Genomic DNA, 16,446 nt, shown 5'->3' with positions numbered 1-16,446 from the left:
TTCTCTTAAAGTAAGCAGCACATGACATAACATCAATCTACAGATCCTTTAATTATCTATAGCTTATTCGATAGTACGCCTATTCCCCCAATTCATCCATACCAAGCTCCCCACAATAATCACTCCACCTAACAGCACCATCATTGATGGTTTTTCATTTAAGAAAACAACGGCTAAACTCATCGCGACAATCGGCGAACAATATAAAAAATTCGATGCAATCGTTAACGGCATATTTTTAAGTACATAGCCCCAAAGTACATACGCCATCGCACTTGGGAAAATACCCAATAAGACAACCGACATATTGGCTTGCCAAGTAGCATGTAAAATCTCATCAGGCAAATGAGCACTATAAAAAAGTAAAGGAATGGTTCCGAACCAAATGATGTAGCACATCATGCTCAAGGCATCATAATTTAAAGCAAATTTCTTATATAAATTAAAGTACAGCCCCCATGCAATTGCAGCTAAAACAATTAATAAACTATAAGGGCTCGGTACACCAAAACCATGATCTCCACTAACCACCAACACGGCGCCGCAAAGCCCCAATAAAATACATAGCCACTGTTTGAACCGAATTTGCTCTTTAAAAACTAAAGCTGAAATAATAAAGGTAAATAACGGAATAGACTGACTTAAAATGCTGGAGGCAACCGCAGTCACATATTGTTGCCCTGTATTTATCAGCAAATGATGCAGTGTTACAGAGAAAAATCCTAACACCCCAAGCGCAGGAGCATCTTTCCACTTTAAAGGCTGAATGCCTCTTTTTATAACCAAAAGCAGCAAAAAAAACGATGCAATCAAAAAGCGAAGTAAGGCAATGTGCTGCGGGGTATATGAATGCAAAGCGCTATGCACACCAATAGGTGAATAGCCCCAACAAAAGACGGTCACAGCAATACACAAATAGAGCTTAAATGCGGGAGGCTGGGTTTCGGCAGCAAGAGAAATTGCCATGTTAAATCTGCACTAATGAAATGGAACTCTTTCATCATATGCGCATGGATAATTCAATAAAATTAACTTATATTGAGTTTAATATTCATTAAAAGTGAATGATAAAACATGGATATCTCTCAATTAAAGATGTTCCAAACCGTGGTTGAATGCGGAACAATGGCAAAGGCATCAATGCAACTGCATTGTGTACCATCCAACATTACGACACGGATTAAACAACTCGAAGAAGAGCTTGGTGCACCTTTATTTTATCGTGAAGGTAAAGCTTTAAAACTCACTCCATCAGGAGAAATCTTTATAGATTATTGCCATAAAATTTTAGCGCTATGCGATGAGGCAAAACGAAGTATTCATCCAGATGCACCACCTTCTGGCCCATTAAAAATTGGAGCAATTGAATCTTCTGCCACAACACGTTTACCCAATTTACTTGCGAAATATCATCAACGTTTTCCGGAAGTTTCCATTCAAATTATTACCGGCACATGGAAACAGCTATTAGTCGATATTTCTCAGCACAAACTTGATGGGGCAATTGTCGCAGGTAATATTGAGTTTCCGATGCTCAATAAACTCAACATTTACCAAGAAGACATGGTCTTAATCGCATCTCACTCTTTGGGAGAAATTCATTGCCAAGAAGATTTGATTGGCAAAGAAATTTTTATGTGGACTGAAGGCTGTCCTTACCGTGCAGCCCTCGAAGAATGGCTTAAACTTAAGAATATCTCTCTTCCCATCACCAGCATTACCAGCTATGCCACGATTATTGGCTGTGTCAGTGCAGGCTCAGGGGTAGCTTTAGTGCCTAAAAGTATTTATGAGCAATATAAGAATTTGGCTCATATCCAAAGTTATAAATTTGAATATCTTGCCTTTATGCAAAATCACTTTTTCTGGCACAAAAATGTGAGCAACCATAAAGCCAGAGACATGTTTATAGAATTGATTAAGACTGAATTTAGTTTATGAATCATTGCAATGATTCGTTTAGCGCTATTAAATGATGATTTATCGTAATCAAATCGTATGGGTTTTATCTCATTGCAGTACAAGCTTTATTTTTAACAGTAAGATCACCACTTCATGTTTTGATTCTGGTTGGGGAGATTGATCCATATGAAAACCTTACAAGTGTTATGCGTTGCAAGTTCTATATTGGCTTCATCAACCTTATTTGCAGAAACAACACAGCCACAGCAAGTTGTTGAAACGACACCTAAAACACAACCTTATGGTGACAATCCTAGCTTAGGGCGCGTACTGTTGTATAAAACAGGCAAAGGTATACAAAATTTAGGAAACTCTATTCAAGGTGCTTCTGAAAAAACATCGAATAAAATTAGTGAGAAATGGCAAAATACCAAAGAATTCACTGCTGAAAAAGCAGAAGTGGTTCAACAAAAAGCAGATACCGCCAAAGTATTTACCGAACAGAAAATAGAGCAGGCCAAACAAAATATTACCAGTAGCCGAAATGGTGAAAATATTCCGATCGAGCAAGGTGAATTAAGTAAATCGAGCACAACAGCTAACTAATTTTTTGGATAGCGCGATAACTTCGCGCTCTTATAAACACAGATATTCATCTAGAAATAATGTCATTAACTATAAGAAAGTTGGGAATCTGCCTTATGAATAGTCAAAAACTCCTCTTTACAACACTATGCTGCTTAGCATTAACTGCATGTGCGACCTCTACACCTCCTTCTTCATCTTATTCTCAGGCACAAGTTTTAGAACAAGATACAAATATCGAGGCTTATCCCTCTACCACAGGTAATGTAGCCAAACTCATTAAACAAGATAAACAGGCTTGTATGATTGAATTTACTGGCTATTTAGGGGGCGGACATGTAACTGAGCACTGGACTTTTAATAATAATGGTCTGATTTCAGCGACCTCATCGACTATGCAGTATCCTGATGAATCAGGCATATTAAATCAGGCAACCAACTCTACAACCAAAAGTTCAACGACATTTAATATTCAAGATCCAGAAATTCAGAATAATTTCAAGAAACTCCAAAACAACTTTAATCCAGCAAATCTAGCAAAGTGTAATTAATACTTTTACATAAAAAGCCCGTTGCAGAAGTTACCCTTTGCAACGGGTTATAGCCATTTATAAATTTCTTGGACCTAATTTAAAAATTATAAATAAGCTATTAATTAATGGTTAAACCATTTGTTGCTGCCAGTAAATCAATACGCGGGAAAACCAAGCCCGTTCTTGAGTCAGTAATTGGTTTACCTGTCGTTTTTAAACGGCTGATGGTTTGATCAATACTTTCTGTTGGACTCACACTATTCGCTCGTAACAAAGCAATTGCACCGGCCACATGTGGTGTCGCTTGAGATGTACCACCCATGGTGTAACCACCCGCCGTGATCATTGCTCCCGGTGCCAATAAGGTCACAAGACTACCACCATTACTAAAGCACGCTACCTTATCTGCCGCTGTGGTTGGGTCAGAACATTTCACTGGATTCCCCCATGACACACCACCAATATTACTGTCATAAACAGCACCAACTCTTACTGCACTAGCAACACAGGCAGGAGATGAAATTCCATCTGAAAATGCATCATTGCCTGAAGCGACTACAGGTACCACACCAGCAGCTCGTGCATTAGCAAATGCCGTTCCATAACTGCTGTCGCTACACTCCGAGGTATATTTAACACCCGGCACGCCAAGGCTTAAATTAACTGCTTTAATATTATAGGTTTGTGCATTATTTACAGCCCAATTAATCCCTGCGAGGATATCACTATCATAAGCTGTGCTTACCCATTTACCTTGGGATCTCACTTTTCTAAAGACATCAATGCCTATAATTTTGGTCTTGGTAGCAACCTTAGATACGATCCCTGAAACATTACTACCATGCCCATCATCATCTAAAGCGCCATCATCTGGTGCACTATCAAATGAATAAACCACTCGACATGTGCTTGATGGTGTATTTACTGCCGTACAGCCAAAATCAGAATGAAGATAATTCACACCTGTATCAATTACTGCCACACTAGAGCCTTCACCCGTAAAACCATTGGTATTCGCTTGTGGTTGATTAATTAAAGGTAAACTTTCATTGGTCGTAGTCTGGTTAATACGGTTCGGATAAACCGCTTTAACATTTGGATCATTTAATAAAGTCACCAAAGCTTCGCGATTACTAATTCGATAGAAAGCTAAAGGCAAATTATTGTAGTCCCGAAGTACTTGGACACCACCAGCACGGTTAAACCTTGCCTGTATATTCTTTTTATTTGTTGCAATATAACTCCGCCGCTCTAAACCGGAAGGCACACTCACCGAAGGAATATTGTATTCGACGATTAAATCATTCGAATCATTATTGACCAAGGCATCCAAATCGATTTTGCCCTGAAATACTTTTTGTTTTGCTGCTTGATTTAACCGCTGTTTAGCACCTTGAGAATCTAAAGGAAGAGCGGATGCAGTTGTACTTAATATCGTACATAGACCTAATAGAAATAACGTTTTACTTTGCATTATTTTTCTCCGTAGTTTTTCAACTAACAATTTGCTTATTTCGCTTTTATTTCATTTGCTGGATCTTTTTCTGGATCAATCGGTTGAATAGAAAGATCACTTTTTGTGTCATAAAAAGGAACAGTATCAGCTGATACCGATTGAGGATAAGTTGAATGTTGAGATAGATTTTTAGGTTGAGTAGGCTCCTTAAGTTTAGAAAGAAAGGACGATGTGTCTGGTTGTGGCGAATTCGACTCATGTAAAGCAGAATTGAACACATCAGATGCACCACTTGTTGGCTTAAGATAGAGAACAACGGCGACCAAGCCGACCAATACAAGAAGGGAAGCAATAATTTTCATCTGTCATATCTCTGTTTTTTTGTTTATAGATATCTATTTTTATTTTTGATTATTCGAAATAAAGTGCTATTTCTTTAAATATATTTCATGTGAAATTTCTATTTCATGAAATATACCAACCTGAGAAAAGCTAAAGTACTTTTTCCCGAATAAGCAAAAATACAGTTCTGCCCTATACATTTATATTTCTGGCAGAATATGGTTCAAAAAAGTGCTAAAAAAACACTCTATTCTCATAATAAGCAATAATTATGCCGTTTCCTCTAATAAATAATTAGATTCACATCACATTTAAAGATATAAAGGACAAGTCGAGAAAAACCGAAAGAGAAAAAATTAAAGGATATTTTTTAAAAAAGGAAAGATAAGCGAGCTTAATTAGAATATCTAACAAATAAATGTTCTTTTTCACTTTATTATTAATTTTTATTAATCTTCACAATTTATCCCTAGTCTGTTTACTCAACGTAACACTGTTGTAACATTTTGATGAAGACAGTTCACAAGACTATATTCCCTTGGCTATGATTCGTTTGCGTTTATGAAATACCTCACTAAAAGGGTATATTCTTTGAAGGATATCGCAATGAAAATGATGAAAACAGCTATCGTTACTGCAAGTGTTCTTGCTTCTGCCTCTATTTTTGCACAAAGTGCGGGTGTTAATGCAGGTGCTTCTGCTCAAGTAAATGTACAACCGGGTGGTCTTGTTAGTGGCATAGCCAATACAGTCAAAAATACTGCTCATAATGTAGGTAGCTCAGCGAAGCATACTGGTCATGTAGCGGCTGACACTACAGTTAAAGCAACAAAAAAAACAACAGGAAAAGTGACTGAACTTTCTTCTAAAGCTGCAAATGGTACAAAACATTTTGCTGCCGAAGCTGCGACAGGTACTAAAAATGTAGCAACTAAAGCCGCAACTGGTACAAAACATTTTGCTACCGAAGCAGTAACAGGAACTAAAAATGTAGCGACTAAAGCTGCAAACGGCACTAAAAACCTAGCAGTTGAAGCGAAAGCTGATACAAAAGCAGGTGTTGATGCTGTAAAAGCTAAAGTTGCAGAAAAACAAGCAGATCAAAAAGAATTTACTGCTGAAAAACAAGCTAATGCTCAAGCGCATGTAGATGCTGTAAAAACTCGTGTAGCTCAAAACCAAGCTGAGCAAAAAGAGTTTGTAGCTGACACAAAAGCAGATGCTCAAGCAAAGTTAAATGCAGCTCAACCAGTACATGCAATTAATGCTCAAACTGGTGTAAATGTTGGTGTTAATGTTGGTCCTGTTGGAGTTAACACAAACGCAAATGTAAATGCTGGCGCTCAAGCGTCTACACAAAAAGCTGAAAAGAAATCTTTTATTAAAGGTCTTTTCGGTAATAACTAATCCGTTATAAATAAAAAAGGGCAATTAATTGCCCTTTTTTATTTCTCAAAATCAAGTATTCAACTCGTTTCAGTTAAAACTAAGCCTGCACGCAAACCAAGCTTCACATTTGGGTTTGGAAATAAAATCCAGACCTGATCTTGCTCAACCACATAATTACCAGAAGGTTGAGTTGCAATGATTTCACCTTTGGTAAAAGTCGAAAAATTCGGAGCTTCAGCAGATAAATTCATCTGGAAGTCTTCATCTTTTTTAATTAAAGAATCAGACACTTTAAAGACTCGAATTTTTGTTTTATTGCGTAGCGGTAAGGCTTGCTCAGAAACTACATTACGAATAACTTCATCAATTGCAGCAAATTGGCTCAAGTCATTTTGTCCAAATGGCAAGGCTTTGCCTAACTCTAAAGTTGCGCTCGCCGCTTTAAAATTCTCACTCGTAAAATGTGTAAACGTTTTACCTACCGCATTGTGATAAACCAAAGCATCTAAATCGGCTGCTTCAAGACTTGCTGTTAAATCAGCATCATAGCCATGCGTTTGATATGGAAATAAAGCAAACGTTGGTAACAATGAAGCACGAATTGCTGTGTGTAAATCATAGTGATAGCGTTTAGCATCACTTGCACTTTCTTGAAAGAAATTTGTGACAACTTGCTCTAAAACTTCAGCACGCTTTGATTCTTCAGACACGCCTAGAGTTTTATATCCACCACAAAACATTCGATTTACATCGTCATGCACATAGCGTTTGCCTTGACGCATTGCATAAGGGTTACCCAATACAAGCAGCAACCTCACAGCAAGGTTTAAACGCCCTGCAAATAAATCCGTGCAAAGATGAGATAATAATTCAATTGGTGCTGTTTCATTACCATGCACTCCAGCTGACAGTACGACAGCTTTGTCGTACTGTCCGTTTGGCGTACATTCAAGAAGTCCTTCACCCAACCAGCGCCAAGAAAAATTATTTTGTTTTCCTTCGCGAGTTGTAGGCTGCTCACCTTGTAAGGTTAGTGCTAGAAAATCTTGCATGTCACCTCCTCATTATTTTTGGAAAGGATAAACTGAACCTAAACCTAAAATTTTGGTCAGTTCGTCAAGTGCCATACGGCTTTCCATTAACAAATGCGGATCAGCCAAATCTTCTTGTGCTAAACGATCACGATAATGTTTATCAACCCATTGATTGAGTGTGCCAAACAACTGATCATTCATCAGAACTTTTGGATTTACGGCATTTAACTCAGTTTCGTTTAAAGCTACACGTAAACGTAGACAAGCTGGACCACCACCGTTACGCATACTTTCACGTAAGTCATATACCTGAATAGCATCAATTGGTGTGCCCATTTGAATCATGTCATTTAAGTAGCCCCACACTGCTGCATTTTGACGAGACTCTTCCGGTACAACAATAGTCATTCCACCATCTGGACGAGTCAAAATTTGGCTATTAAATAAATAGGTTGCTACGGCATCGTCAACGGTAACACGGTTTTCAGGGACTTCAATTGAAATAAAGTCTTCACCGATGCTTGCCATTTTTTGACGAATTTCAGCAAAGGCCTGATCTTGATTTAAAAAGGCATGTTGATGATGGAATAAAACCTGTTGGTTACTTACCGCGATCACATCATTATGGAAAACGCCCTGATCAATTACATCCGGATTTTGCTGAACAAAAACAGTATGTGCATCATCTAAACGGTGCAAACGTGCAATTGCTTCACTTGCCTCACGCGTTTGACGAGCTGGATAACGTTTTGGTCCCGGTAAGCCATTATTTAAATGTTGTTGACCATAAACAAACACCTGAACACCGCGCTTAGCATAATCACCACCTAAACGATTGTGATTGGCTGCACCTTCGTCACCAAACAAAGCTACTTGTGGCAATGCTTCGTGGTGTACAAAGTGGCGTTCATTTTTAAAAATTGCTTGTAAAACTTGGCTTGTAGTTTCAGCTTCAATTGAACGGTGAAACTTATTGTTCAAGTTCGCTGCTGTAAAATGCACGCGCTCATCTTGACTATCTGCCGAAGGTGAAACGGTAGCCGCATTGGCAGTCCACATTGGAGAAGCTGAACTTAAAGATGATAATAGTTCAGGTGAATGACGCATTGCTTGAGCAACAACGCTAATGTCATCACCTGTAAAACCTAAACGGCGTAACATTGGAACATGTGGACGCTCATGCGGAGCAAGTACACCTTGTTTCATTCCCATGTCAGCCAAAGCTTTCATCTTTAGCAAACCTTGTTTAGCTGCTAATTTTGGATTCGAGGTATTATTACGGTTTTTTGTCGATGCTTCATTACCAAACGACAAACCCGCGTAGTGATGTGTTGGTCCCACTAAACCATCGAAATTTACTTCATATCCTTTCATTTTTTCTTTCCCTAGTGTTTAAGGCAACACAATCCCTGGAGATAATTTTTCTGGTAAGGTTAGGCTGTCACTTTCAAGTGATGCCATTGGCCAAGCACAATAGTCGGCAGCGTAAAAAGCACTCGCGCGGTGATTACCTGATGCCCCTACACCACCAAATGGTGCAGCACTTGAAGCCCCAGTTAATGGCTTGTTCCAATTCACAATACCGGCACGTGCTTCAATGAGTAAGTCATCAAACAGTTCGCGTTTTGGTGAAACCAAACCAACTGACAAGCCAAAACGAGTTGCGTTAGCAATTTTTAATGCTTCATCAAAGTTGTCATAACGTTGAATAGTGGTAAGCGGACCAAAATATTCTTCATCTGGAATATCTTTCACGCCTGTGACATCAACAATACCCGGAGTAAGTAATGAGCTGTCTTCTTGAGGACGTGTCATGGCTAATAAACTTTTTGCACCCAACTCAAGTAATTTTTGCTGAGCATGCATCATGTTTGTTGCAGCAACTGATGAAATCACACCACCCATAAATGGTTGTTGTTCGTCGTTCCAACGGCCAACTTTTAGGTTTTTAGCAACTTCAACAAAACGTTGAATAAATGCATCACCTTCAGCACCATTTTTTACCAAGATGCGGCGCGCACATGTACAACGCTGACCTGCCGAAACAAAAGCAGATTGAATAGCAAGATTAACTACTGCATCGACATCAACAATTTCATCAATAATCAATGCATTATTGCCACCCATTTCAAGCGCAAGAATTTTCTCAGGTGCACCCGCCATTTGCTTATGCAAGTGATAACCTGTGTTCGCACTTCCGGTAAACAATAAACCATCAATTTCATGTGAGGCAGCCAAGGCTTCACCCGTGGTGCGTCCACCTTGCACCAAATTCATCACACCATTTGGCAGACCAGCTTGCTGCCAAAGTTTTACAGTTTCTTCAGCAGTCCATGGCGTTAATTCACTTGGTTTAAATACAACTGTGTTGCCAGCAAGCAATGCAGGAACAATATGCCCATTTGGTAGATGGCCCGGGAAGTTATATGGACCGAAAACTGCAAGCACACCATGCGGACGATGACGTAAAGATGCTACACCATCGGCCATTTCAGTTGAGCTTTCGCCTGTACGCTGGTGGTAAGCGCGAATCGAAATCGCAACTTTGCCAATCATTGATTGAACTTCAGTTAACGTTTCCCAAAATGGCTTACTGGTTTCTTGGCTAATGACTTCTGCTAAATGCTTTTTATTTTCTTCAAGCAAAGCGGCAAATTTTTCAACAATCGCTACACGCTCTGCAAGGGGTAAACGCGCCCAAGCTGGAAACGCAGTACGCGCTGCCTGACAAGCTTGCTCTACATCAGTAGCAGTAGCCTCGGCACCTGACCATACAGTTTGGTTATCAACCGGATTTGTTTTTTCAAATGTTGCGCCGCTGCCTTGTAACCAGACACCGTTTATAAATAAAGAGTTTGACATCAGGATACTTCCATTGGATTTAGTGATAACACACGAACAACGTGACCTTCTTGTACACCGAGTTTTTCAGCTTGTTCATGTGTTAAATTTATTGTGTTATCAACAAGATCAAGCTTTAACAGCATTGCCTTATAGTCATGATAATTATCATTGGCAATGAGATATTGGGTCTTACCGACCGCAGCTTCACTTGTAATTTTGACGTTTAGTAACTGACTTTCTTTTACTGCTCGCAATTCATCAATATTGGCTTCAATGGTTGGACCAGCATCAAAAATATCTACATATCCTTGATAGCGTAAGCCTTCCGACTCAAGCACATGATAAGCAGGCAAAGTTTGTGGATGCATTTTTCCAATTACCTCTTGCGCATCTTTTGGCAAGAGATCTACATAGACTGGGAAACGTGGCATAAGCTCAGCAATAAACACTTTTTGCCCAATTCCACTCAAATAGTCTGCTGTTGAAAAATCCATATTAAAGAAATGGTGACCAATCGCATCCCAAAATGGAGAACATCCATTTTCGTCTGAGAAACCACGCATTTCAGCAATTAACTTTTTCTCGAAATATTGCTTAAAGGCAGCGATAAACATAAAACGGATCTTCGATAAGAATTTACCGTTTTGGTTTTCACGACGCTCTGGATCTAAAAATAGTGTACAGAGTTCACTACTACCTGTTCTGTCATTACTTAAAAATAAAGTAGGTAATGACTTATAAACATTTAATGCTTTTGAAGCGTGTACTTGAGTACCAACATGAAAGTTGTACCAAGGTTCAATGAGTCCCACAGCAACTTCAATTGCACTTAACCCAATAACACGTTGAGCTTCTGTATCTTCAAGAACAAATAAATAGGCTTGTTCACTTTTATGGACATTGCCATTTAAAGTATTGCGAGTACGTGAAATTCGAGCTGAAAGTGTATCCATATTTTGTGGCAAGGAAGTCAGGCCTACACCCGACTTACCTGCTAATTTATAAATATCTTCAAGGTCTCGAAACTCGGCATGACGGACGATCATCATGGCTAGCTTTCCTTTTTTTTATTTAGCCAACTTTGCCAATGCGCGTTTTAAACGAGCAATCCCTTCATCAATATCTTGTTCAGGAATAATTAGAGACGGTGTAAAACGAACCACGTTTGGTCCCGCGATTAAAGCAAGCAAACCTTCTTCGCCCGCCCAAGTCGTAATGTCTTTCGCTTTCCCTGCATACTCAGCTTTTAATACACAACCAATGAGTAAGCCTTGACCACGAATTTCTTCAAAAATCGGGTATTCAGTATTCAATTTATTTAATGCGTCTAGGAAATATTGATGACGATATTTTACACCTTCAAGTACTTCAGGCGTATTAATAAACTCAAATACTGCACCTGCTACCGCACTCGCTAACGGGTTCCCACCATAAGTCGTACCATGTGTACCGACAGAAAAATGCAGAGCAAACTTATCGGTTGTTAGCATTGCGCCTACTGGAAAACCACCACCTAGTGCTTTTGCAGTAGTTAACACATCTGGAATAACACCAGAGTTCATGTAGGCATATAGTGCACCTGTACGGCCAACACCTGTTTGCACTTCATCAAAAATCAGTAAGGCACCAAACTCATCACACAGTGCTCTTAAGCCTTTTAAAAACTCGATATCAGCTGGAATTACCCCGCCTTCACCTTGGATCGGTTCAACAATCACGGCACAAGTTTGTTCATTAATGACCGCTTTTGCAGCTTCTAAATCATTAAAGGCAACGTGGTTGATACCATTTGGAAGTGGTGCAAAGTCTTGTGAATATTTAGGTTGACCACCCGCCGAAACGGTAAATAAGGTACGGCCATGGAAAGCATTGTTAAATGCCACAATGCCGCTTTTGCCAGCAATACCGCTGTCTAGTCCAACTTTACGAGCTAGTTTTAATGCTGCTTCGTTCGCTTCTGCACCTGAGTTACAGAAGAAAACCTTGTCTGCAAATGTATTTTCAGTGAGTTGTTTTGCAAGGCGTAGAACCGGTTCATTTGTATAACCGTTACCAACGTGCCAAAGTTTTGTTGCTTGTTCTGTTAAAGCATTTACTGCCACTGGATGCGCATGACCTAATGCGTTTACTGCAATCCCGCCTGCAAAATCGATATATTCTTTATTTTCTTGATCCCAAATACGTGAACCTTCGCCACGTACTGGAATGAAATTTGCCGGTGCAAAAACTGGAACCATCCAGTCGTTAAAGTTGCTTCGAGTTACAGAAATTGGCTGTTCCATGCTTACCTCAGTATTTATTTAATATATTCGATAACACTTAAATTTGAATAATTCAGAAAAAGGGAATGAGCAAATAAACCCTATAACATCCTTTATATTTGCTCAAACCACTTTTTCTAAAGTAATTTCCGCAGATTAGCCTGGGAAAATACCGCGTTCTTTACGAGCTTTTAAGATACGCTCACATGCCAAGATGTAAGCTGCTGTACGTAAAGTACAAGCGTTGCTGTTCGCTGTATTCCAAACGTCATCCATAGCTTGAACCATCAACTTGTCTAAACGCTCGTTGATTTCTTCTTCGCTCCAGAAGTAGCTTGCCATGTCTTGAACCCATTCGAAGTAACTTACAGTTACACCGCCGGCGTTACATACCACGTCAGGAACTACAACAATGCCACGCTCAACTAATACATCTTCAGCTTTAGGATATGTCGGGCCGTTTGCGCCCTCTAAAATCAACTTAGCTTTAAGTTTTTGAGCACGTTCAACAGTGATTTGGCCTTCTAGTGCAGCTGGAACAATAATGTCAACTTCAGCTGTCCAGAAATCTTCGTCAGCAATTGATTGCGCGCCAGCAAAGCCACCAACACCTTGGTTTGCATTTACGTGATCACGTAATGCTTCAAGATCAATACCATCAGCATTGAAAATTGTGCCAGTGTGGTCTTGAACGTGTGTAACTTTCGCTTTTGATTCAACAAATAAGAAAGCTGCTTCACTACCTACGTTACCAAAACCTTGAATAGCAACTTTCGCGCCTTCAATTGGTAAATTAATTTTTGCTGCTACTTCACGACCTGTAACGAATACGCCACGACCAGTTGCTTTCACACGACCTAAAGAACCGCCTAAGTGAACTGGTTTACCAGTTACAACACCAGTTACAGTGTGACCTTGGCTAGTAGAATAAGTATCCATCATCCAACCCATGATATTGGCATTAGTACCAACGTCTGGAGCAGGGATATCTTTTTGAGGCCCAATAATATGACCAATTTCAGTCGTATAACGACGAGTCAAACGCTCTAATTCACGAGTTGATAATTTACGTGGATCAACACGGATACCACCTTTTGCACCGCCAAATGGCAAGTTCAAAACAGCAGTTTTAATTGTCATCCATGCAGACAACGCCATTACTTCATTCAAATCAACATTTGGATGGTAACGAACACCGCCTTTACCCGGACCACGAGACAAGTTGTGTTGTACACGGTAACCTTCAAAGTGCTGGATCGAACCGTCATCCATCACGATTGGCACGTCAACAATAAGCGCACGCTTAGGACGTTTTAAAGTATCAATATAATCAGCTAAGTGTTCTAAATATGGCGCTACACGGTCAATTTGTGCCAAGTAAGTTTGCCATGCATCGCTATGTTCGTTTACGTATGAAAGATCTGACATCTTTTTTCCTATATACCTTCATAGACTCAGATTTGATAAATCCGTAGTCTTTATTATTCAGCAACTAAAACCTTGCAATAACAAAGTCTTAGTTTATTTACTAAACCTTCTGCTCTTCTAAAGCATTAGGTTTTTTAAATTCCATTTGTTGATACTAAAAGTATGATCTACTTTTATATATCGATATCTTTTACAAGCTTTCTTTCATTTAACTTACTGTTTATAAAGCTATCTTTATAAAAGCAAAGTTTAACCACAACCCACTTAATCCAGTCGGCTGAAATATAAATACAAAAGAAATGGCATAACCGTTTGGGAGTTAAAAAGAACGATGATTTATAAAAAAATCATATGTCCATAAAAATTATTTTGACTAATCGATAGATCCCTCCATTAGTCTTTTTAAAAATAAACATTGTTCAATAATGCTACAGATTAATTATCTCTACACATACCGCTTAAAATTAAGCCGGAACATAGCTATAAAATCTTCCAATAAATATAGCATAGAGCACACTCATTTAGAACATTTTAAAATAAATAAGCAGAGAAAAAATAATCAAATCGCACTAATCCTTATAATAAAAAAACAACAAATATTAAAAAAACCTTAACTTTAATAAAAAAATTTTATAGGAAACATAAAATCATAATTTAAAAAAATATAAAAAATTAAAATCATAAATAACAATAACTTAAAAATTAATCGCTTTCGTAAAATTGTCAAAAAACTATACCCTCTCTACATTAAATCTATAATAAGTCCATTTCTAATTCATATTTCATAAAATCCCAAAAACCTCTTTATCAAATAACCAAGCCAAACATAGACTTAATCAAATATTAATAATAAATAAATATTAATAAGAATCCGATAAATGGTAATTTTACAAAACAATATTTGTTTTCATGATCAAAAATAAAACTTCATTTTTAAAAAAAATATATAAATTCCTTCTTTTTTAACTTCCAGTAAGACACAAAAAAGGCCCCTTACGGGACCTTTAAAAAGACATTCTTTAGACTTTAGAAAGCTCAGCTCTGCACCAGATCTTTCTTTCGATAAAAAATGAAGTAGCTTGCATAGCATAGAAGTATAAAAACAATACAACAGATAAAACCAACTTGCATGGATGGGTCAAAGACCATACTGATGCAGGTAACGAGACAGAACAATCCACCCACAATTGGGGTAAGAGGGAAAAGAGGTGCCGCGAAACGCAAATCTTTTGCTGTTTTTCCTGACTTATACCACTGTCTACGGAAGTTAAACTGCGAAATACAAATCGCAATCCAAACCACAACCATCGTAAAAGCTGCAACCCCCAATAGATTCTTAAAAATTGTTTCTGGTGCGAATTGTTCTGAAAGCAATCCAGGAATTGCACCAAACATAGTTACAGTAATGGCAACAATCGGTGTTCCAGAAGGAGTTAATTTAGAAAATATTTTTGGTAATTGATTTTTCGCCGAAAGCGACCACATCATACGTGAAGCAGCAAACAAACCAGAATTTGCAGCAGAAAGTAAAGCCGTAATAATTACAAAGCGGATAATATCTTCTGCATATGGAATACCAATATAGTTAAATACCGTCACAAAAGGACTATTACTTACTTCATTTGCACTAAGGCCTGCAAGTTGGAACGGCAGTAATGAACTAATCACCACAATTGTACCAACAAAGAAAATTAGTAACCGCCAAATAGCCGCATTGATTGCTTTAGGAACTGTCTGTGCTGGATTCTCAGCTTCCCCCGCCGCTACCCCAATTAATTCTGTGCCCGAAAAAGCAAAGTTAACAATAAGCATAGTGGCAAAAATTGGGAAGAGACCGTTTGGGAACCAACCATGGGCAGTCAGGTTACTAAATAATGGCGCTGTTTCATGTCCGTGATAAGGAATAAAACCGAAAATTGCCAGTAGACCCAAACCAATAAAACAGATGATTGTAATAACTTTGACGAGTGCCAACCAGAATTCAGATTCGGCAAATAATCGAGTTGAACTGATATTAAGGAAAAAAACTAAGGCACCAAAAAAAAGAGTCCAAGCCCATACCGAGGTAGATGGAAACCACTCCTGCACCAATAAAGCCGCTGCAGTAAACTCAGTCCCCAAAGTTGCAGTCCAAGTTAACCAATAGAGCCAAGTAATCATATAGCCCGTACCCGGACCAATATAACGACGTGCGTATTCACCAAAAGAACCTGATTCCGGCACATGAACCGCAAGTTCACCAAGGCATAACATCACGGTATAGGCAATTAAACCGCCCAAAAAATAAGAAATAATTGCGCCAATTGGGCCTGCTTGGGAAATTACATCACCAGACCCTAAAAAAAGACCTGTACCTATGGCACCGCCAAGGGAGATCATCACCAAATGTCGAGTACTCATTGCTCGTTTCAAAGGTGCAGAACTTCCATGTTGCGATGCATCATTATTCCGATAATTTAATGATTGCATATAAAAAACTGTAACGACAATTTAGTAAAAAATCATTTTAGGAGAAAAAAATAAATATGCAATTATCTTTGAATAGTGAACTTATTTTAACCATGCTCTTCAGGTAAGAATAAAATATATAGTAAAAACATTTAGTTATATTTTTTTATAGCTATAACTGTATTTTAATTAATCTTATATTATTTCCATAATTTATGTATTAA

At 38.5% G+C, this 16,446-nt stretch carries 14 protein-coding genes; 4 read left to right on the top strand and 10 right to left on the bottom strand.

Annotated elements, in window-relative coordinates:
* Positions 1-63: 63 nt before the first annotated feature.
* The gene (locus tag RMA94_RS07195; protein ID WP_311082371.1) at positions 64-966 is read right to left on the bottom strand and encodes a DMT family transporter; all 903 of its coding nucleotides are present in this window, start codon (positions 964-966) and stop codon (positions 64-66) included.
* Between the two features lie 108 nt (positions 967-1,074).
* Between RMA94_RS07195 and RMA94_RS07190 the strand changes: the two genes are divergently transcribed.
* The 3 genes from RMA94_RS07190 (at position 1,075) to RMA94_RS07180 (ending at position 3,038) form a co-directional block, all read left to right on the top strand.
* Positions 1,075-1,941 carry a LysR family transcriptional regulator gene (locus RMA94_RS07190; protein WP_199978350.1) on the top strand — a complete coding sequence of 289 codons (867 nt, stop codon included), beginning with the start codon at positions 1,075-1,077 and terminating at the stop codon, positions 1,939-1,941.
* A 147-nt stretch (positions 1,942-2,088) separates the two neighbouring features.
* A complete protein-coding gene (locus RMA94_RS07185) occupies positions 2,089-2,508 on the top strand; it encodes a hypothetical protein (protein ID WP_017481690.1) in 420 nt (139 codons plus the stop codon).
* A 95-nt stretch (positions 2,509-2,603) separates the two neighbouring features.
* The gene (locus RMA94_RS07180) at positions 2,604-3,038 is read left to right on the top strand and encodes a hypothetical protein (protein ID WP_068530122.1); all 435 of its coding nucleotides are present in this window, start codon (positions 2,604-2,606) and stop codon (positions 3,036-3,038) included.
* A gap of 100 nt (positions 3,039-3,138) precedes the next feature.
* On the opposite strand, the gene RMA94_RS07175 is transcribed toward RMA94_RS07180, so the two are convergent.
* Both RMA94_RS07175 and RMA94_RS07170 read right to left on the bottom strand, forming a co-directional pair.
* Entirely contained in the window at positions 3,139-4,494 is a 1,356-nt protein-coding gene (locus RMA94_RS07175) for a S8 family serine peptidase (RefSeq protein ID WP_311082370.1), read from the bottom strand.
* Between the two features lie 35 nt (positions 4,495-4,529).
* Positions 4,530-4,838, bottom strand: coding sequence for a hypothetical protein (locus tag RMA94_RS07170; protein ID WP_017481693.1), 309 nt, complete (start codon positions 4,836-4,838; stop codon positions 4,530-4,532).
* Positions 4,839-5,424: 586 nt separating this feature from the next.
* On the opposite strand from RMA94_RS07170, the gene RMA94_RS07165 reads away from it, so the two are divergent.
* Positions 5,425-6,225 carry a hypothetical protein gene (locus RMA94_RS07165; RefSeq protein ID WP_311082368.1) on the top strand — a complete coding sequence of 267 codons (801 nt, stop codon included), beginning with the start codon at positions 5,425-5,427 and terminating at the stop codon, positions 6,223-6,225.
* A 59-nt stretch (positions 6,226-6,284) separates the two neighbouring features.
* Here the strand turns inward: RMA94_RS07165 and astE are convergent, their stop codons facing one another.
* The 7 genes from astE to RMA94_RS07130 all read right to left on the bottom strand — a co-directional run bounded on the left by astE (position 6,285) and on the right by RMA94_RS07130 (position 16,243).
* Positions 6,285-7,259 carry a succinylglutamate desuccinylase gene (astE, locus tag RMA94_RS07160; RefSeq protein ID WP_311082366.1) on the bottom strand — a complete coding sequence of 325 codons (975 nt, stop codon included), beginning with the start codon at positions 7,257-7,259 and terminating at the stop codon, positions 6,285-6,287.
* 12 nt (positions 7,260-7,271) lie between these two features.
* Positions 7,272-8,615: an N-succinylarginine dihydrolase gene (gene astB, locus RMA94_RS07155; protein ID WP_002116805.1), complete on the bottom strand. Its 1,344-nt coding sequence runs from the start codon at positions 8,613-8,615 to the stop codon at positions 7,272-7,274.
* Positions 8,616-8,633: 18 nt separating this feature from the next.
* Positions 8,634-10,103: a succinylglutamate-semialdehyde dehydrogenase gene (astD, locus tag RMA94_RS07150; RefSeq protein ID WP_086399341.1), complete on the bottom strand. Its 1,470-nt coding sequence runs from the start codon at positions 10,101-10,103 to the stop codon at positions 8,634-8,636.
* A complete protein-coding gene (gene astA / locus RMA94_RS07145) occupies positions 10,103-11,134 on the bottom strand; it encodes an arginine N-succinyltransferase (RefSeq protein ID WP_311082363.1) in 1,032 nt (343 codons plus the stop codon). Before astA ends, astD begins: the two co-directional genes overlap by 1 nt.
* A gap of 18 nt (positions 11,135-11,152) precedes the next feature.
* On the bottom strand, positions 11,153-12,367 hold the full coding sequence (locus RMA94_RS07140; protein WP_311082361.1) for an aspartate aminotransferase family protein: 1,215 nt from the start codon (positions 12,365-12,367) through the stop codon (positions 11,153-11,155).
* A gap of 135 nt (positions 12,368-12,502) precedes the next feature.
* Complete coding sequence (locus RMA94_RS07135; RefSeq protein WP_017481698.1) at positions 12,503-13,774, bottom strand: Glu/Leu/Phe/Val dehydrogenase; 1,272 nt, start codon at positions 13,772-13,774, stop codon at positions 12,503-12,505.
* A gap of 1,035 nt (positions 13,775-14,809) precedes the next feature.
* A complete protein-coding gene (locus RMA94_RS07130) occupies positions 14,810-16,243 on the bottom strand; it encodes an amino acid permease (RefSeq protein WP_017481699.1) in 1,434 nt (477 codons plus the stop codon).
* Between the last annotated feature and the right edge of the window lie 203 nt (positions 16,244-16,446).

This window comes from Acinetobacter sp. V115_6 (genome assembly GCF_031799025.1).
In the GTDB taxonomy this organism is placed as follows: Bacteria; Pseudomonadota; Gammaproteobacteria; order Pseudomonadales; family Moraxellaceae; genus Acinetobacter; species Acinetobacter pittii.
The sequence above is the reverse complement of the archived record's forward strand: the minus strand, read 5'-3'. Positions and strand labels throughout refer to the sequence as shown.